This is a genomic window from Corticimicrobacter populi, from assembly GCF_003123725.1.
GTDB lineage: Bacteria > Pseudomonadota > Gammaproteobacteria > Burkholderiales > Burkholderiaceae_B > Corticimicrobacter > Corticimicrobacter populi.
On the sequence record NZ_QETA01000006.1, the window covers coordinates 195,474 to 214,128 of the forward strand.

18 protein-coding genes are annotated in these 18,655 nt (G+C 62.7%); 13 read left to right on the forward strand and 5 right to left on the reverse strand.

Annotated features, from left to right (window positions below; genetic code table 11):
- Positions 1–16: 16 nt before the first annotated feature.
- Together DD235_RS13945 and DD235_RS13950 are read right to left on the reverse strand one after the other, a co-directional pair.
- Entirely contained in the window at positions 17–1,141 is a 1,125-nt protein-coding gene (locus DD235_RS13945) for a CobW family GTP-binding protein (RefSeq protein ID WP_109062704.1), read from the reverse strand.
- A gap of 122 nt (positions 1,142–1,263) precedes the next feature.
- Positions 1,264–1,773, reverse strand: coding sequence for a Fur family transcriptional regulator (locus DD235_RS13950; protein WP_109062705.1), 510 nt, complete (start codon positions 1,771–1,773; stop codon positions 1,264–1,266).
- Between the two features lie 187 nt (positions 1,774–1,960).
- Here DD235_RS13950 and DD235_RS13955 point away from each other — a divergent pair, with 187 nt between their 5' ends.
- From DD235_RS13955 to DD235_RS14010, 12 genes are all read left to right on the forward strand, one after another.
- The gene (locus tag DD235_RS13955) at positions 1,961–2,140 is read left to right on the forward strand and encodes a hypothetical protein (protein ID WP_109062706.1); all 180 of its coding nucleotides are present in this window, start codon (positions 1,961–1,963) and stop codon (positions 2,138–2,140) included.
- A 4-nt stretch (positions 2,141–2,144) separates the two neighbouring features.
- Complete coding sequence (locus DD235_RS13960; protein WP_109062707.1) at positions 2,145–2,894, forward strand: metal ABC transporter ATP-binding protein; 750 nt, start codon at positions 2,145–2,147, stop codon at positions 2,892–2,894.
- 2 nt (positions 2,895–2,896) lie between these two features.
- On the forward strand, positions 2,897–3,793 hold the full coding sequence (locus DD235_RS13965) for a metal ABC transporter permease (RefSeq protein WP_109062708.1): 897 nt from the start codon (positions 2,897–2,899) through the stop codon (positions 3,791–3,793).
- Between the two features lie 36 nt (positions 3,794–3,829).
- On the forward strand, positions 3,830–5,005 hold the full coding sequence (locus DD235_RS13970; RefSeq protein ID WP_109062709.1) for a metal ABC transporter solute-binding protein, Zn/Mn family: 1,176 nt from the start codon (positions 3,830–3,832) through the stop codon (positions 5,003–5,005).
- Positions 4,966–5,706, forward strand: a complete 741-nt coding sequence (locus DD235_RS13975) for a DUF1007 family protein (protein WP_109062710.1) — start codon at positions 4,966–4,968, stop codon at positions 5,704–5,706. Before DD235_RS13970 ends, DD235_RS13975 begins: the two co-directional genes overlap by 40 nt.
- 59 nt (positions 5,707–5,765) lie before the next feature.
- Positions 5,766–6,770: a nickel/cobalt transporter gene (locus DD235_RS13980; RefSeq protein WP_420810473.1), complete on the forward strand. Its 1,005-nt coding sequence runs from the start codon at positions 5,766–5,768 to the stop codon at positions 6,768–6,770.
- An 81-nt stretch (positions 6,771–6,851) separates the two neighbouring features.
- Positions 6,852–7,403, forward strand: coding sequence for an RNA polymerase sigma factor (locus DD235_RS13985; protein ID WP_109062767.1), 552 nt, complete (start codon positions 6,852–6,854; stop codon positions 7,401–7,403).
- Positions 7,403–8,338 carry a FecR family protein gene (locus tag DD235_RS13990; RefSeq protein ID WP_109062711.1) on the forward strand — a complete coding sequence of 312 codons (936 nt, stop codon included), beginning with the start codon at positions 7,403–7,405 and terminating at the stop codon, positions 8,336–8,338. The genes DD235_RS13985 and DD235_RS13990 overlap by 1 nt, the downstream gene beginning before the upstream one ends.
- Before the next feature lie 78 nt (positions 8,339–8,416).
- Positions 8,417–10,954: a TonB-dependent receptor gene (locus tag DD235_RS13995; RefSeq protein ID WP_109062712.1), complete on the forward strand. Its 2,538-nt coding sequence runs from the start codon at positions 8,417–8,419 to the stop codon at positions 10,952–10,954.
- Between the two features lie 122 nt (positions 10,955–11,076).
- Positions 11,077–12,105, forward strand: coding sequence for a YncE family protein (locus tag DD235_RS14000; protein ID WP_109062713.1), 1,029 nt, complete (start codon positions 11,077–11,079; stop codon positions 12,103–12,105).
- A 136-nt stretch (positions 12,106–12,241) separates the two neighbouring features.
- Positions 12,242–14,293: a TonB-dependent receptor domain-containing protein gene (locus DD235_RS14005; RefSeq protein ID WP_109062714.1), complete on the forward strand. Its 2,052-nt coding sequence runs from the start codon at positions 12,242–12,244 to the stop codon at positions 14,291–14,293.
- 9 nt (positions 14,294–14,302) lie between these two features.
- Complete coding sequence (locus DD235_RS14010) at positions 14,303–15,091, forward strand: class I SAM-dependent methyltransferase (RefSeq protein WP_239990164.1); 789 nt, start codon at positions 14,303–14,305, stop codon at positions 15,089–15,091.
- Here DD235_RS14010 and DD235_RS14015 read toward each other — a convergent pair.
- The 3 genes from DD235_RS14015 to DD235_RS14025 are packed head-to-tail and all read right to left on the reverse strand — an operon-like array spanning position 15,049 to position 17,880.
- Positions 15,049–16,395, reverse strand: coding sequence for a sensor histidine kinase (locus DD235_RS14015; protein ID WP_109062715.1), 1,347 nt, complete (start codon positions 16,393–16,395; stop codon positions 15,049–15,051). The two genes, DD235_RS14010 and DD235_RS14015, sit on opposite strands and share 43 nt — an antisense overlap.
- 5 nt (positions 16,396–16,400) lie before the next feature.
- Complete coding sequence (locus DD235_RS14020; RefSeq protein ID WP_162300506.1) at positions 16,401–17,117, reverse strand: response regulator transcription factor; 717 nt, start codon at positions 17,115–17,117, stop codon at positions 16,401–16,403.
- A gap of 40 nt (positions 17,118–17,157) precedes the next feature.
- A complete protein-coding gene (locus tag DD235_RS14025) occupies positions 17,158–17,880 on the reverse strand; it encodes a hypothetical protein (RefSeq protein WP_109062717.1) in 723 nt (240 codons plus the stop codon).
- A 115-nt stretch (positions 17,881–17,995) separates the two neighbouring features.
- Here DD235_RS14025 and DD235_RS14030 point away from each other — a divergent pair, with 115 nt between their 5' ends.
- Positions 17,996–18,613 carry a DUF3885 domain-containing protein gene (locus DD235_RS14030; protein WP_109062718.1) on the forward strand — a complete coding sequence of 206 codons (618 nt, stop codon included), beginning with the start codon at positions 17,996–17,998 and terminating at the stop codon, positions 18,611–18,613.
- Positions 18,614–18,655 lie beyond the last annotated feature (42 nt).

Here is an 18,655-nt window from a genome sequence, read left to right on the forward strand (position 1 = left end):
AGTCGGGCCGAGGCTGTCAGCCTCCGGCCAAACACATTTCCAGCCCCTTGGTAAATACGTCTCGGGGCAGTTTGCGGCCGATGAAGACCATCTTGGTACCGCGTTGTTCCCGGGGGCCCCAGGGCTGTCCTGGCTCGGCTCCGGTCATCATGTGGACACCCTGGAAAATCATGCGTCGCTTGACGCCTTTCAGATACAGGATGCCTTTGTAGCGAAGCAGATCGGGTCCATAGACCTGCACGATGCCACCCAGGAATTCTTCCAGCTTGGCGGGATCGAACGGTTTTTCGGACTTGAAGACGAAGGCGCTGATTTCGTCGTCGTGCGCAGGATGGTGATGATGATGGTGCTGGCAGCCTGCGCCGCAGCCGTGGTGATCCTCATCGTCATGGTCATGATGGTGGTCGTGACCATGGTCGTGATCGTGGTGCGCATGGCTGTGGTCATGCGCGTCGGGATGCTGCTCGGCCAGGAAGGCCGGATCGATCTCGATGATGTCGTTGAGGTTGAAGCCACTGATATCCAGCACTTCCTTGAGGTCGACCTCACCGAAATGCACCGGCGTGATGGCTGCGCGGGGATTCATGCGCATCAGGCGCGCACGCAGGGCCTGGTAATCGAGATCGTTGACCAGGTCTTTCTTGGACACCAGGATGCGATCGGCAAAGCCGACCTGCTTCTGGGCCTCGGGCTGGTCGTCGAGTGTCTGCATGCCGTGCAGTGCATCGACTACGGTGATCACGGCGTCGAGCTTGTAGAACTCGGCGACCTCGTCGTCCATGAAGAAAGTCTGGCACACCGGGCCGGGGTTGGCCATGCCGGTGGTCTCGATGATGATGCGTTCGAACTTGACCTTGCCGGTCTCGCGCTGACGGCGCAGGTCGCTGAGCGCCTCTACCAGGTCGCCCCGGATCGTGCAGCAGATGCAGCCGTTGCTCATCTCGATGATCTGCTCGTCGCTGTGCTGTACGAGCAGGTCGTTGTCGATGCTCTCGGGTCCGAATTCGTTTTCGATCACGGCGATGCGCTGGCCGTGGTGTTCGGTCAGAATGCGCTTGAGCAGGGTGGTCTTGCCCGCGCCCAGGAATCCGGTCAACACGGTGACGGGAATCAATTTGTCCGGGGAAGAATGTGCATTCATGGTGTGATCAGACCGCCAAACCGAGTAAAGGATAACGAGCGATTACATCACAGGCCGCTGTCATGATCAACCGTGTGAAAAAAGCGAACGTAAAGGATGAAAAGCCGCTGTCGATGAGTACATCAATGTGTGTGCTTGCATGCTGCCGGTTGGGCCTGCTGCCTGCAGGACGGGCAGAGCGCACGGATTTCCATCTCGTGACCGCTCAGTGAAAAGCCCGCCTGTGTCACGCGCTCGGCCAACTGGCGACTCATGGCCGGATCGCTGATCTCGGCCACCGCGCCGCAATGGGTACAGACGATCAGCAGGTCGTGCGGGTCGCCGTCGGCATCATGGCAGGCGATCCAGGCGTTGACGGCATCCAGTCTGTGTACGAGGCCGGCTTCAACCAGGAAGTCGAGGGCGCGATAGACGGTGGGCGGCGCAGAGCCCGGATGTATGCTGCGCATGGTGTCGAGCAACTCATAGGCTTTGAGGCTGCGACCGTGGCGCAGCAGCAACTCGAGGACCGTGCGACGGATCTGTGTGAGCTTGAGTCCCTGCCGCAGGCAGAGCGCTTCGGCAGTCTGCAGGCGTGCCTGGATGGTGGCGTCGTCGGGCGTGCCGCTGGCGGCGGCCGGTGCTGTCGTCATGGTGGCACCCCCTATGGTGACTGGCAATCGATAGGCCGGAATAATGAATAGGCCAGAAAAAGCAAAGACTTGGACATTAGCAGAAAAATGCCTGGCACGGCAAATCTGCATGATATGATATAACATTAAAATATCAACAACGCATCAGGGCAAAGTTGCAAGGCACTGTTGCCTGCCTGTTATTGTCATGCCGACCCTTCCAGAACGTCCTCCCTGTCACGCCGATGCGCATGATCATGCGCATACGCACTGCAAGCCCGACCCCTATCGCTCGGCTTTCCTGGCCTCGGCGGCGGGACGCCTGCCCTGGGCCCTGGCTGTCAGTGTCGTCATCTGGGGCGCGCTGTATTGGGCGATGCAGGTCTGAGCCAATGAGTTCTGCATCCAACGTGGCGTCCGCAGCCGCCGTGCCGGCCATCGCGCTCGAAGAAGCAGCATTTGGCTGGCCGACCGGTATCGTGACCCGGGACGTGTCCGGCGCTTTCGAGCAGGGTTCCCTGACAGCCATCGTGGGCCCCAACGGGGCAGGCAAATCCACGCTGCTCAAGGGCATCATGGGGATGCTCAAGCCGGCCCATGGCCGTGTGGTACGTTGCCCTGGTCCGGCAGGGGAGATCGCCTGGTTGCCACAGGCCGCCGACCTCGATCGGCAGTTCCCAATCACTGTCTATGACCTGGTGGCCATGGGGGCCTGGCGTCAGGTCGGTCCCTGGGGAGCCTTGCGGGGCCGACACTTGCGCTTGGTGGACGAGGCCTTGCAGGCGGTGGGCCTGACCCGCTGCACGCATTGGCTGATCGAGGCGCTGTCGGGTGGGCAGATGCAGCGTGCGCTGTTTGCGCGCATGCTGCTGCAGGATGCGCCGGTCCTGCTGATGGATGAACCGTTTGCTGCTGTGGATAGCGAGACCATCGATGTGCTGATGGCCCTGATCCGGCAGTGGCACAACCAGGGGCGCACCATCATTGCCGTGTTGCATGATCTGGACCTGGTGCGCGAGCATTTTCCGCGCACGCTGCTGCTGGCGCGACGGCCGATCGCCTGGGGCGATACCGCCACGGTATTGAGTGATGACAATCTGAGGCTGGCGCGCAAATCCTGCGATGCCGCGTTCTGGGGCTGAGCATGGTGCTGGTGGATATCCTGTTTTCTCCCTTCATCGAGTTCAGCTTCATGCGCCGGGCGCTGGCGGGGGCCAGTGCACTGGCCCTGAGTTCCGCACCGCTGGGCGTGTTTCTGGTGTTGCGACGCATGAGCCTGGTGGGCGATGCCATGGCACATGCGATCCTGCCGGGGGTGGCGGCCGGTTTCCTGGTGGCCGGCCTGTCGCTGACGGCCATGATGCTGGGCGGGCTGGTGACAGGCCTGGCCGTGGCGCTGCTGGCCGGGCTGGTATCACGGGTCACGCCGTTGCGCGAGGATGCCAGTTTTGCCGCGTTCTACCTGATTTCCCTGGGGCTGGGGGTGTTGCTGGTGTCGTTGCGGGGCTCCAACATGGACCTGCTACATGTACTGTTCGGCACGGTCTTGGGCCTGGACGACAGTGCGCTCATCCTGATGGCGGCCTGCGCCACGCTGACGCTGCTGACGCTGTCGGTGATCTATCGGTTGTTGATCGCCGAGTGTCTGGATCCGGGCTTTCTGCGCGCCATTGGCGGCAACGGTCCGGCGGTACACATGGTGTTCCTGGTCCTGGTGGTGGCCAATCTGGTGGCAGGCTTTCAGGTGCTGGGCACGCTGATGGCGGTGGGCCTGATGATGCTGCCGGCAGCCACGGCGCGCTTCTGGGTACGCACCGTCGGACGACAGATCGTGGTGGCCGGCCTGTGGGGCGTGGCCTCCAGCGTGCTCGGCCTGCTGCTTTCCTATCACTTCGATGTGCCGGCGTCGCCGGCCATCATTCTGGTTGCGGGCAGCGGCTATCTCGCATCGATCTTTTTCGGTACCTACGGCGGTGTCTGTCGGCGCACGCGTTATGCCCAGGGGCAAAACGCGCAGGCGGCCAGCCAGCAGGTGCAGTAGCGTGTATCGGCTTCGGTCATGAAACAGGAGAAAGCAATGAGTCAGGATGAGTCGCGGGCAGGCAGTCGTGAGCAACGTGCGTTGCGCAGGTATTCACTGAAGGCGCTGGCCGGAGCCGTGGTGGTGGCGCTGTGCCCGGCAGGGGCAGCCTGGGCGGCAGATGCGCCCTTGAAGGCGGTGGCCAGCTTTTCCATCCTGGGCGATCTGGTGCGTGAAGTGGGCGGGGATCATGTCGAGCTGACGACGCTGGTCGGTCCCGATGGCGATGCCCATGTCTACGAACCGACACCGGCCAATGTCAGGAGCCTGAGCCAGGCGCAGATCCTGTTCGTCAATGGTTTGAATTTCGAGTCCTGGATGCCGCGTCTGGTGAAGTCGTCCGGTTATGCGGGGCCGATGATCGAAGCCAGCAAGGGTATCCATCCACGCGCCTTCGGTGCAGAGGATGACGCGGTCGGGCAGGCCCACGATGCGGATCATGGTCATGATGCGCAGCATGCACATGACCATGAACACGCGTCGGCAGCAGCGGCCACCCATGATCACGAGCATGCCCATGCCGAGGATCATCATGAGCACGATCATGATCATGAGGCTCATGCGCATGATCACGATCATGGCGCAGCGTCGAACGGTCACGCACACGAGCATGCCCATGCCCATGCCCATACGCACGAGCACGGCGCAGCCGACCCGCACGCATGGCAAAGCCTGGGCAATGCCGAGGTCTATGTCAACAACATCGCAGCGGGTCTGGCGCAGGTCGATCCCGCGCATGCAGACGAATACCGGCGCAATGCCGACAGCTATATTCTGCGCCTGAAGGCGCTGGATGCCCGTCTCAAGGAAGCGTTTGCCGCTATCCCGTCCGGACGTCGCACGCTGGTGACTTCCCACGAATCATTTGGCTACCTGGGCGATGCCTATGGGCTGAAGATCCTGGCACCTGCTGGCGTTTCGACTGATGCCGAGCCTTCTGCCGCCACGGTGGCAGCGATCATCCGTCAGCTCAGGGAGGCAGGCGTGCAGGCCGTTTTCATGGAAAATATCAGCAACCCGCGTTTGGTCGAGCAGATATCACGTGAAACCGGTGCCCGAGTCGGTGGAACCCTCTATTCCGATGCCTTGTCCAAGCCGGGTCAGCCTGCTGCGACCTACCTGGACATGTACGAATGGAATACCCGTCAGATTCTCGACGCATTGCACCCCTGAAACGCCTGGTTGCTGCCGTGGCTTTGACACTGGTCCCGCTTTGCGGAGCCCAGGCCCATCCACATATGTGGATCAATGCCACGGTGGATTTCCGATTCGATGCGCAGGGCCGTCTGGCCGCGCTCGAAGAACACTGGGATTTTGACGAGATGTTTTCGTCCTATGCGCTGATGGGCGTGACCAAGCAGAAGGGGGGCGGCTATGCTGACAAGACATTGCAGGAGATGGTCAGTCCCTGGATGGAGGCGCTCGGCGATCCCATTTCGCACTATTTCACGCGTGTCAGCCTGATGGACCACGAGCTGCCGACTGTTGCGCCTACCGAATATTCGGGCCGCTGGGTTGCCGACAGCAGCCAGCTCGGGCTGACCTTCACGCTGCCGCTGGTGCAGCCGCTGGCACTGGCACCGGGGCAGACATTGGAGGTGTCCATCCAGGACCCGACGTTTTTCGTGGCATACGATTTCACCGGCGAAAACCCTGTGACGGGCGCACCGCCGCCACCTTCCTTCAAACCGTTCAGACTGGTGAATGCGCCGGCGGGCTGTGGGGTCCGCTATGTGCCGCCCAGGGAACTGGACTGGCAGACCATGGCCCGCCTGGCCGAGATCCCCGAGGATGCCGATCCTGAAAGCATGCCCGCCGACCTACTCGAAGCCGCAGGCCAATTGCAGCACAGGTTGTTGTTGACATGCGGCTGAGGGCAATCCACGGCAGGCAAGGCTGGGGCGGATCATGTTGGCCTGGCCTGCTGGTGGGGATGGTCATGGTATTGCTGCTGTTGGGGGTGTCATCGGCCTGGGCGCAGGGGCATCCTTTCGCGGTCGGCGTGCCAGCACCGCCGCCTGCACCGGACGGCTGGCTGGGCCGGTTTGCCGCGTGGGTGTCGGAATGGCAGAGCCTCTTCTACCGCCAGTTGACCGGTGCTGTCCGCAGTTGGCAGGGGGGCGGGCAGGGCTGGTGGCTGGTCGGGTTGTCTTTCGCCTATGGCGTTTTCCATGCACTCGGGCCTGGGCACGGCAAGGCGGTGCTGGCTTCCTACGTGCTGGCGAATCGGGAAACGGTACGCAATGGTGCCGTGCTGGCCATGCTGTCGGCGCTTCTGCAGGCGCTGGTCGCCGTATTGCTGATCGGTGGACTGGGCTGGCTGCTGGGCTGGCATGGGGCGGCGGTGACGCGTGCCGCCACCCAGATGGAAATCGTGGCCTATGCAATGGTGGCCGGATTGGGAGCCTGGATGTTGTGGCGACAGGTCGGGCAATGGCGCGCGGCCAGGCGGCAGCCTGTCGGGCTGTTTGGCACGGCGACCTTGCGGAGTGACGCTGCCGGTCAGGATGGCAGGGGGGGCTACAGGCGCTTGCGCTATGCCGGTGTGCGTGGCGAGGCTGGATGTGACTGTGGTCACGGCCATCTTCCTGCCCCTGCGCTGGTGGCAGGCCGGCTGGATTGGCACAAGGCCTGGGTGGCCCTGCTCTCGATGGGGCTGCGGCCCTGCAGTGGTGCGTTGATCGTGCTGGCCTTTGCCATGGCGCAGGATTTTTTTCTGGCTGGCGTCGTGGCCGCGCTGGCGATGGGGGTGGGGACCGGGTTGACGGTGTCGCTGCTGGCGGCTGGGGCCTTGTCGGCTGAGCGGCTGACATTGCGCCTGCCATTGCAGACGCGCCATACGCAGTGGTTGCGCCGGCTGATTGCCGCGTGCGCGGCCCTCATGGTGCTGCTGCTCGGGCTGGCTTTGCTGGCAGGGGCGCTGGCCGCATATCGTTGAATGACGTGGCAGGTGGCGTTTTCATAATGTATTATGGGAATGGTTTTTATTTTTCTTGTTGCCTGCCTCCGCCGGCCCGCCATGACCGCCGAAGATCCCGCTGTTGCCGATGCCCCCTTGCCCAATACCCCAGCGCAGACTTTGCTGACTGCGCTGGTGGCGCATTACGATGACCTGGTGGCGCATGTGCAGCGCCGCTTTGGCCGGCGCGACATGGCACACGAAGTGGTACACGATGCCTGGTTGCAATTGCGCGGCCGGGGTGCCTCGCGCGAGCCTGTCCGTACTCCTCTCGGGCTGTTGCGCCGCATTCTGCATGATCTGGCGGTGGACCATATGCGTGCCGCCGATGCTCGCCATGCCGTCGTGTGTCCCATGGATGAGTTGCCGGAGACGGCTTGCCCGCTTCCGGCGCTCGAGCAGGCGCTGGCTGCTCGTCAGGAGTTGGCGCGACTCGCCCATGCGATCGAGACATTGACGCCACGCTGCCGCGATGTGTTCATCCTTCATAAAATTCATGGCCTATCGCAGCGAGACGTGGCCGACACGCTGCAGATTTCCCTGAAGACCGTCGAGAAGCATCTGCGGCTGGGCATGCATGCCTGCCGGCGATACTTGCAGGAGGGGGCGTGATGTCACATCCAGGCATGGATGACAGCGCATCATCGCAGGCGACCGCGCAAGAGCCGGGCATGAGCGAGGGGGCGCCGGGTGTGGATGCGGCCCTGGCCAGGCATCTGGCGGAATTGCAGGCGCAGTTCCCGCTGCCCGATCTGGATCGCATGCGTGCGGCTGCCATGCTGCGTGCGCGCCAACGCAAGCGCCGGACCGCCACGGCAGCCTGTACGCTGCTGGCCGCTCTGCTGGGCGGCACCTACTGGCTGGATCCGGCCTATCGCGTCGAAACCATGACGACCCTGGCAGGTGAGCAGCGTACATGGCCATTGACCGATGGTTCGACGGTGGTCCTCGATACCGGCACGGAAATACAGGTGGCCTGGCATGTGCGCAGCCGGCGTGCCGTGCTGGCGCAGGGGCAGGCGTACTTCGATGTCGCGCGTTCGTCGTGGCGTCCCTTCAGTGTCGATGCCGGATTGGCCGAAGTGACCGTGACGGGCACTTCCTTTGATGTCGACCGTGGCCGTGAGCAAGTCGATGTGAGACTCTACGAAGGATCCGTGGCCGTTCAGCGTACGGATGCCGGATCGTCTTCTGGACCCTCTGCGTGGCAGTTGCGTCCGGGGCAGGCGCTACGGGTAGGGGCGGAGGCCGTGCTGCCGTATGCCGTCGTTGCGGGTGAGGCGCGTCCGGCCTGGGCCGATGGCCTGCTGGTGTTCGAGCAATTGCCGCTGGCTGATGCGCTGGCGCAGATCCAGCGTTATCGTCCGGAACGGATCATGCTGGACGATCCTTCCCTGGCGGGGCTGCGTGTGTCCGGGGTCTTCCAGATTGCCCAGGCGGCGCGGATTTTCGACCTGTTGCCACGCGTCTGGCCTGTGCAGGTTGATCAGCAGGCAGATGAAATACACGTGCGTGCCGCAGGTGCGCCAAAAAGAAACGATATGTAATTTCAGGTAGGGTTTCCGTGCGTTGAATACGGCTATGTGAGCAGACCCGTCTCTTTGGCTGATTTCAAGGAACCTTTCATGAAGCGATCTTCTTCCGGTGCGCAGATGCGCCGTCTTGTTCGTGTCGCAGTGCTGAGTGCACTTTTTTCCACGACAGTCCTGGCACAGGAGGCACGGATTGCCTTCGATGTGCCGGCTTCTTCCCTGGAGCAGGCACTCAACCAGGTGGCTCGCCAGGCGCGCGTGCAGGTGCTCTTTGCCAGCGATGCGGCCAGCCGGATCAACGCACCCGCATTGCAGGGGAGTTATACCGCACCAGAAGCGCTGGCGCGTCTGCTGGAGGGGACCGGGCTGACCCTGGAGGCCAATGGTGATGGTGCCTATGCCATCGTGCCCGCAGGTCAGACCGGCGTTATGGCGAGAGATGTGCCGGTCGGTACGCTGTCCCAGGTGACGGTGGTGGCATCGCGTACGCCGCGTGCCATCGAGGAAACGCCCAATACGGTCTGGGTAATCGAGCGCGAGCAGATCGAGGACCAGGCGCGCGCCGGTATCCCGCTGAAGGAAATGCTGGGGATTCTCGTACCGGGGCTGGACCTGGGCGGACAGATGCGGACCAATTTCGGCCAGAACCTGCGTGGGCGTTCGGCCCAGGTCATGATCGATGGCATTTCGATGAATGGTTCGCGGCTGCTGAGCCGCCAGTTCGATTCCATTGATCCATTCAACATCGAACGCATCGAGGTCCTGTCGGGGGCGACAGCGATCTATGGCGGCAATGCCACGGGTGGCATCATCAATATCATCACACGACGCGCCAATGCCGCTGATTCGACCTTTACATCCGAAGCCGGGATGCGCAGCGGGTTTCACGGATCCGACAGTTTCAGCTGGCATGCCGCGCAGTCCATCCAGGGGGGCAACGAGCGTGTCCAGGGACGCCTGGCCGTCGCCTACAGCCGCAATGGTGGCTCCTATGATGGCAAGGGAGATCGGGTATTGCCGGACATCACGCAGACCGACCTGCAGTGGAATCGTGCAGTCGATGTGATGGGCTCGGCCGATATCGATATGCTCGAACTGGGTTCGCTGCGTCTGTTGGCACAGTATTACGACTCCGGCTTTCATGCGGGCAAGGCGCTGTGGATGCAGCCTGGGCCGGGCAATAATATCCTGCAGCCTTCGGCCCTGGATATCCGCGACGGATTTTCGTCGGATGTCGATCCCAATACCCGGCGCCACCTGCTTGCGCTGGACTGGCACTTGCCCGACGTGCTGGGCGGACAGGATTTCTATTTCAAGGCATACGAACGCAAGGAGTCCCTGCAGTTCTATCCCTTTCCGGGGACGGACGTCAATCCGCTGGGAGGGGCGCGAGTGCCGTACTGGAGCACCTCCACGCAGGACACCACGACCTATGGCTTCAAGGCCATGCTGCACAAGGACTGGTCGTCGCTGCGGCTGAGCTATGGTGTCGATTATGACCATGAGAAATTTACGGCCCGGCAGACCATGTTCGATGTGAACCAGGCCATCGCCAGTGGCGGCCTGAATTTCCGCCAGACGGCTGGACTGGGCCGTTATCCGAGCTTCGAAACGGATATCTGGGGCGTGTTTGCCCAGGCGGATTACGATCTGACCGATGACCTGACCCTCAGCGCCGGCGTGCGACATCAGCGGGTCGATATCGAGGTCGATGATTTCGTGCAGGTGGCCCAGCAGCGCCTGATCGCAGGAGGCTATGGCGTCTCGGCGCAGGCGATACCGGGGGGCAGCAATGATTATTCCGCGACATTGTTCAATGCGGGGCTGGTCTATCGGCTGACCCCCTCCCAGCAGGTCTGGGCCAATTTCTCGGAAGGCTTCGAGCTGGCCGACCCGGCCAAGTACTATGGCTCGAATGCCAGCTACAGCCTGGTGGGCGGTGCGGGAGGCGTCTGGGCGTTGAATCGCTACCTGAATGTCGATGAGACCGAGATGGCTGCCATCAAGACCCGCTCCTATGAATTGGGCTGGCGTCTGAACGAGGGACGCTGGCAGGCGCAGGCTGCCCTGTTCCATTCACAGTCGAACAAGTCGATTGCGGTGGACCGGACTACTCTGAACATTGCTCTCGACGAAGCCAAGGTACGCAATTACGGTATCGAGGGACAGCTGGATTACCGGCTGGAGGATGGCTGGTTCGTGGGGGGTAATGCCTTGTTGCTGCGTACCGAGCAGAAGGATGATGGCCGCTGGAACCGTCGTGGCATCTATTATGCAAGTCCCTCCAAGGCGACGCTCTACGTCGGCCGACAGACCGATCGTTGGGGCGTGCGTCTGCAGGCAGCGCACAGCTTCCGCCTGAACAGCGATGTGCCCAGTTTCGGCACGGGAGAAGGGGAAAGCCTGCCCAGCCTGACGCTGGTGGATCTGCTGGGCCATTATCGTTTCGATCATGGTCGCGGCATGCAGGGCATCCTGAGTGTCGGTGTGCAGAATGTGTTCAACAGAACCTATGCCACCCGCTGGGGTGAACAGGCCAAGCTTGCCTATGCGTCCTCGATTTCGCCCTCGGTGCTGGATTTCAAGGGGCAGGGACGTACGTTGGCATTGACCTATACGCTGCATTATTGAGCGGAGGCATCATGATATCTGCGTGGACAAGACGCGCAAGTGCATGGGCCCTGGTGCTGGCAGCGCTTGCGGGTCCCTTTTCGGCACAGGCTGGGGAGCCGGTTTGCGGGCAGGGGCCGCTCATGGCGCGCCCGGTCGGTGTGGGCCTGTACGAGTTGGCCTACAGCCCGACGCACCAGTCGCTGTATGTGGCTGTTTCCGGTGGTTTCGATGAGCAGGCGCCCCCTGCGCGTGTGGCGCGTCTCGATCCTGAGACCTTGCAGGAGCAGAGTGGCCTGCTGCTGCCCTACAAGGTGTTCGGACTGGCGCTCGACGAAGGCCAGGGCAGGTTGTATGCCGGATATTCTCTGGAGGGGCGGATTTCTGTGATCGACGTGCAACGCTGGGGACGGTTGGCCGATATCGAGGTCAGCCCCAAGCCGCCGGGAGCCCCGCGTGCCGAACATGACCTGCGTGCCCTGGTGCTCGATACCGCAGCCCGTCGACTTTATGTGCCCGGCCTGTCGGCAGAGGGCAGTGTCTTGTTCGTGATCGGCCTGGACAGCCTGCGGGTCGAGGCGCGACTGGACGGACTGGGCTTCTATCCGACCGGTCTGGCGCTGGATGCAGAGGGCGGGCGACTCTTCGTTTCCAACATGGGGGGCGAGATTCTACAGATCGATACGCAGGCGCTGCGCATTACGCAACGCTGGCGTATCGGCGGGCTGGAACAGCCTGTCGGACTGGCCTACGATGCTGCCCGCAACCGGCTTTACGTGGCAGACCAGGGCATGGCCTCCATTCGCGATTGGCAGGCCCGGGTATTGCCGGGGTTCGTGTCGCGCCATGACGGCAACCGGATACTGGCGCTGGATGCCTCTGATGGGCGTGTGCTTGCAGAGGTGCCAACGCAGGCCAATCCGCTGGCTCTGCACGTCGAGTCTTCGCAAGGGCGGGTCTATGTGACCGAGCGTGGCGCAGGCTCCGTGGCTGTCTTCGATGCCGATACGCTCGAGCGCCTGCAGGACTGGCATACCGGAGATCTTCCGAACAGCCTGGCAGTGGATGGCGAACATGGACGGCTCTGGGTATCCCTCAAACAGCCCAGGGAAGCCGGCCGTTTGGCGATGGAACAGGTGGCGTGCCTGATGGTGCGACACCCGGACAGGTAAGCGGCTGGGCGCGCCATGCCTGCGCGGTCTGGAGGCATGGCGTGGTGCAATCCTGCGGGATGTCCCACTGTTTATATATGAAATGTTATATCATTGCTTTTTTGTATGTTCCCAGATAAGCAGAGAGACTTTTCGTATGACGCTTTCACGATCCCCGTTGTCGCTGGCCCTGCTGGCGGCGCTGACACAGTCCATCCCCGCGCAGGCCCAGCAGGTGGCACATGATGATGTCGCTGCATTGCCCGGCATTACCGTATCGGCCAGTCCCCTGGCGCGCAGTGCGGAGGAGTCGGTCATCCCCGTCACTATCGTGGAAGGCGATGCACTGATCCAGCGTCGTCGCGGTACGCTGGGCGAACTGCTCGATGGTCAGCCGGGCGTGCATGCCGATACGTTCGGCGGCGGTGCCAGCCGTCCGGTCATTCGCGGGCAGACTGCACCGCGTGTCAAGGTGCTGAGCGATGGTTCTGAAATCATGGATGCCTCGGCGGTATCGCCCGATCATGTGGTGACCGTCGATACCCTGCTGGCGGAGCGGATCGAGATCCTGCGTGGGCCTTCTGCCCTGCTGTATGGCGGTGGAGCCATTGGTGGCGTGGTCAACGTGCTGGACAACAAGATCCCCACAGCCATGCCGGAACGCGGTATTGAAGGCTCCCTGGAGTTGCAGGGAGCGACGGCGGCTCGAGAACGGGCCGGCGCATTTTCGGTGACGGGCGGGACGGGGCGCGTGGTTTTCCATGCCGAAGGTGCACGCAGCAAATCGGATGACTACCGAGTCGGGCATTGGGACGAGAAACGGGTCAAGGATTCGAATGCCGACACCACCACCGGCAGCCTGGGCATGACTTTCCTGGGTGACAACGGTTATCTCGGCGTGGCCTATTCCTACCGGGAAGAGGACTATGGCCTGCCTGGCCACAGCCATGAATACGAGGATTGCCATCCGCACGGCCAGCACCTGCACTGCGGCGGCCACGATCATGGGCACGGACATGATCACGACCATGACCACGATCATGGCGGCGGTCACTCCGCGACGGCGCATTTGCGTAGCGAACGCTTCGATATCCGTGGCGAATGGCGTGATCCGATGGCGGGTGTAGAAAAGATCCGGCTGCGTGCCGGCTATACCGATTACCGTCACGATGAACGCGACGGTGACGAAAAGACGACGGTCTTCACCAACCGGGGCCACGATACCCGCCTGGAATTGCAGCACCGTCCCCTGTATGGCTGGCGCGGGGTGCTGGGTGTGCAGACGGCGCGCTCGGAGTTCGAGTCGAGCGGACTGGAAAATTTCATGCCGCGCACCCGGACGACCAATACGGGAATTTTCCTGGTCGAGGAGTACCCGCTGGGCGACTGGCGCTTCGAGCTGGGGGCGCGCCATGAATGGCAGCGCGTGACGCCTGACAACAGCCAGCCGGAGTCCGATCTGCGTGCCGTGTCGTGGTCGGCTGCTGCCGTATGGGATTTTGCTCCAGCCTACGCGGCGACGCTGTCGTTCACGCAGTCGCAGCGCCTGCCCAATGCCCAGGAGCTGTATGCCAGGGGCGTGCACCTGGCGACCAACACCTACGAACTGGGCGATGCCAACCTGGGCAAGGAAACCACCCGGGGCGTGGACCTGGGGCTTCGCAAGCACGAGGGTGACCTGCAGTTTGGCATCAATGTATTCCACAGTCGCACGAAGAACTACATCTATGCCAATACGCTTGATCAGCATGAGGATTTCCGCCTGATCAAGTACACCCAGCACGATGCCGAGTTCACGGGTGCCGAGGCCAACGTCTCGTACCGTTTCTCGCCGCTGCTCAAGACCACGCTGTTCGGTGACTACGTGCGCGGCAAGCTGCGCGAAGGGGCGGGCAACCTGCCGCGCATTCCTGCCGCCCGGCTGGGCCTGCGGGCGGATACCAGCTGGCAGCAATGGCGCGCCTATGCCGAGTACTACCGTGTCTTCAGCCAGAACCGGATCGCCGACTTCGAAAGCGAGACGCCGGGCTACAACATGGTCAATGCCGGAGTCGCCTACCTGGGCCGCTCGGGAGCGACCGACTGGCAGGTCTACCTGCGTGGCACCAACCTGCTGAACCGGCTGGCCTACAATCATGCCTCCTTCATTTCGCGTGCCGCGCCGGTACAGGGCCGTAGCCTGATTGCCGGTGTCCGGTTCGATTTCTGAGCGCAGACGGTGAGCATTCCTCTCAAGCAAGGCAATACGCTGTTCGACATCGTGGCGACCCTGCAGGGCGATGTGCCCTGGGGGCGCTTCCTGGATGCAGGTACCGGGCGCGGATCGCTGTCCTGGCTGCTGAAGCAGGATACCGAGGCCTGGACGGCGGTGACGGGGGCCAGCGGCATGGCAGACAGTGTCAGGGCGCTGGCCGAGGGGCGCATGCGGGCTCAGGACCGGATCGTGACCGGCAACTGGATGGACGAGCGCCTGCTGGAAGGCGAGCGCTACGACACGGTGCTGGCCGATTACTTGGTGGGGGCCATCGATGGTTTCGCGCCCTACTGGCAGGACCGGATATTCGGTCGCCTGCGCCCGCTGGTGGGACAAAGGCTGTATGTGATCGGCCTGGAACCGTACGTGCCTTATTTTCCCGAGAGTGCGGCCGGTCGCATGGTGTGCGAGATCGGCCGGTTGCGCGATGCCTGCCTGCTGCTGGCGGGGGAGCGGCCCTATCGCGAATATCCGGCGGACTGGGTCGTGCGCCATTTGCAGCAGGCAGGTTTCCGGGTGCTGGATATGCAGCGCTACGGCATCCGCTACGGTGCCCGTTTTATCGACAGCCAGTTGGATATGTGCGATCAGCGCCTGGCCCGGCTGCGTGACCGTTCACTGGCGGTGTCATTGTCCACGCATGTGGCCGAGTTGCGCCAGCGGGCACGCGCCCTGGATGATGCCGAGGGGGGCCTGCGGCATGGCCATGATTATGTGATCGTTGCCGAGCCGGTGTCGCCAGCGGCAGGCTGAGGGGCGCGTGGCGATGTGGTGTCGAATGTCAGGGTGAAGGCGGTGCCGCGCTGGTCCCTGATCGGGGAGTGTGCTTCCAGTTGCCATCCCTGCAGGGCACAGGTCTGCTTGGCAATCGCCAGGCCGATGCCGCTATCGCCGAACGAGGACTGGGCGGGGGCGTCCTTGCGCCGCTGGCTGAAGTAGCGATCGAAGATATGGGGCAGTTCGGAGGCCGGGATGCCGGGGCCGTCATCGGTAAAAGACAGCCCGCCCGGCAGTGCCCGAATGGACAGGGTAGCCGGTGCTGCATGGCGGATGGCATTGCGTACGATATTGCGGACCACCGTCAGCAGGGCGTGTGGGTTGACCGTGGCATGGCAGGCCGGATCGACTTCGATGTGCAGGGTCAGTCCCTGGCGGGCGGCCTCTTCCGACAGGCTCGACAGGGCATCCTGGATGATGGTCTGCAGGCTGACGGTTTCACGCTGCCCATCATCTGATTGCGATAGGCTGTAGGTGCTGGTGAGCGCGTCGTTGAGCTCATCCACGCAGCGGATGATGCGATCCAGCCGATGCTGGCGTGCCGGGCTGTCCAGCGGCAGCCGGCGCAGCAGTTCGGCATCGCTGCGGATGATCGACAGGGGGGTGCGAACTTCGTGCTGGAAGTTGGCGGCGAACTCTTTCTGGTCGGCGATGGTACGTTCGATCCGGTCCTGCATGCGGTTGAAGGCTTCGGTCAGGCGACCGCGCTCGTCGCTGCGGGCGTCCTGCTTGCGTGGTCGCCCCGGTGCCCAGCGCGCCAGCAGGTCGGTCACCTCCTGCAGCGGCTGTACCACCCACTGGGCCAGTTTCCATGCCGTGGCGTAGGAGGCCAGGATGAAGAACAGCGCGATCAGCAGCAGCGACAGTCCGAACTCACGTGTCAGGGCCTCGGTTTCCACGGCGTCGTACATGACGTAGAAGCGACCATCGCGGGCATCGACGATCTTGATGTGCAGGGTACTGTGCTCGCCATCGATGTAGTGCATGCCGTTGGGCAGGGCACGCAGGAAATCCGGCATGTCCGGCGCACGGACCTGGTCGCTTTCGCCCCAGGCATACAGGTGTGGGCCGAACTGCCGCACGAAGGGCACATCCCATGTCGGGCTGACACTGGCGATGCGCGACACCAGCCTGTCGGCTTCCGTTTTCAGCAGCGTGTCGATGACGCGGCTTTCCATGCGCTGATGGGTATAGAACGCGGTCAGGGATACCAGCCCGACCGCGAACATGATCAGCACGGTCAAGGCCAGGATGACGCGGGTAGCCAGTGACGGGCGCATGTGTATCAGGCCTCGGGCGGGGACTGGCGCAAGGGCGGAACGGTCATTTTCCAGCCGCTGCCGCTGAGGGTTTCCAGCCCCTCGAAGCCATGGGCGGCCAGCGTCTTGCGCAACACATGCATGTGGCTGCGCAGGGCGTCGGAGGCCGGTGTTTCATCGGGCCACAGGATCTGTTCCAGTTCGGTGCGGGAGACGATGCGTCCAGGCTGACGCATCAGCGCTTCCAGGATCTGCAGGCTTTTGCGAGGCAGTCGCAGTTCGGTGTCATCCAGGCAGACCTGCTGTGTGGCCAGGGCGTAGGTCAGGGCACCGCAGCGCAGGATGGGATCGGCCTGGCTGGCCCTGCTGCGGCGCAGCAGGGCATGCAGTCGCAACGAGATTTCCTCGAGCGAAAACGGTTTGGTCTGGTAGTCGTCTGCCCCCAGGTTGAAGCCGATGCGCTTGTCTTCGATTTCCTGGCGTGCCGTCAGGATGAGGACCGGGGTGGACAGGCCCAGTTCGGTACGCAGGTGGCGCAGCACGGTCCAGCCATCGACGTGAGGCAGGCCGATGTCGAGCACGATCAGGTCGAAGCGCTGGTGGTCGATGGCTTCGATCGCCATGCTGCCGTCGTAGGCGATGTCGGGCACGAAGCCGTCTGCTTCCAGCGAAGAGAACAGGTTCTCGGCCAGTGCGGCGTCATCTTCGACGATCAGGACGGTAGGAGCATTGCGGGGCGGCAAGACCAACCTCTATGACTGAAAACAGGAAGCATTGCCTATTTTATGATGAAGCGCGCCCGCTGGCTTGGACAGGCAGCATCAGCCGCTGGAAATCCATGTCCTCCGGCGGGCGGGCACTCCAGAGATCCACCCCCAGGGCGTCATTCAGGGTGGCCACGATGCGCCTGGCGCGTTCCAGTGCGGCCTTGCTCGATGCTGCCAACGCCTGCAGGGGAAGCTTGCCGAGGGCATGGACGGCACCGGCCTCGGGGTCCCTGGGGTGATCTGCGCCATCCGGGTCCCATTCGCGGACATACAGCATGCCGTCGTGGGCAATCATGTCCAGTTCCCAGCACTGGTCCCGATCCCACAGCACTTCGCCACTGGCGGGTGGATTGATCAGGGTGAGGAGCAGTGGGGCAATCTCGGCCAGGGTGTCGTAATAGGGAAACGCGACATCGAAATGGCCGGAAGGCGTGCTGAGATACAGTCTGAGCCAGAAATAGTGGCGCACCTGCTCGATATTCCGGCCGTATTGCTGTGCATATCGGATGATGTCGGCGTAATAGCGGATCAGTTCGCCGGTGTGGCGCTCGGCTTCCCGGGTCGTGGCCTGTGAGGCGACGACTCTGGGAAACTCGGGAAGGCCCAGAGGGACGATCAGCTTTTTCTCGGCGATATCCTGATGGCCATCCGGGCCGTAATAGAAGTCGGTGCGCAGCAGGAATGCAATCTCGACGGCGGCGTTCTCGACGAGCGGGGCGGATTCGAACCAGTCTTTCACGGCAGGCCTTGTGTGCGTGTGGGCATGATGAGGTGATGCGGCAGGCAGGATTTTAGTCGTGATGGCAGGCGGTGGAGTACGCTTCGGTTTTGCCGTTCTTATGTGACCAGCAGCCATGGACTTCAAGCGCATCACTCATGAATTGACCGGGGCGGGGCCTTATCGGCATGCTCTTTTCTATACTTTCCCCGGTGGGCTGCGCTTTGAACTGTCCGAGGGCGACAGCCCGCTCGACCTGATGCTGACTGCGTTGCACAGGGCAACGGTCATCGCCCGAGACGTGTTCGGTACGCAAGACCGCGTGCTGGTGCATATGCAGCGCTTTGTGGGGGCTTCGGGTTTCGAACTGCGGGAGACGCTGCGCGAGCTTCGACTGGCCGGTATTGCTGTGCCGAAAGTGCGGGCGATATGGCGCGAAGCGGACAGTGACACCGATGCGTCCGATATCGGTAGCTGGATCAACTGTGCGTTTGAGGTTCCTGCAGCCAAACTGCAGAACCTGCTCTGGTGTGCCCTGGCGACCGACCTGAGTACTGTCTGCCCAAACCCACAGTGCCGGGTGTATCTGATACAGCCGGCATCCGGCATTCTGCTTCATCCTTACGATGATCGGGGGATGGATGTGATCTGTCGCGACTCCACACGGCTGCGACCCTTGTATGAAAAGCACCATGCCTGGCTGCTCGACTACGACAGGGACGCCATGGAGCGGACCTTCAACCCTGCGTGTTGACGGCTCGGCGACGCCCGGCGCGATGCGGGCGGGAGGAGCCCC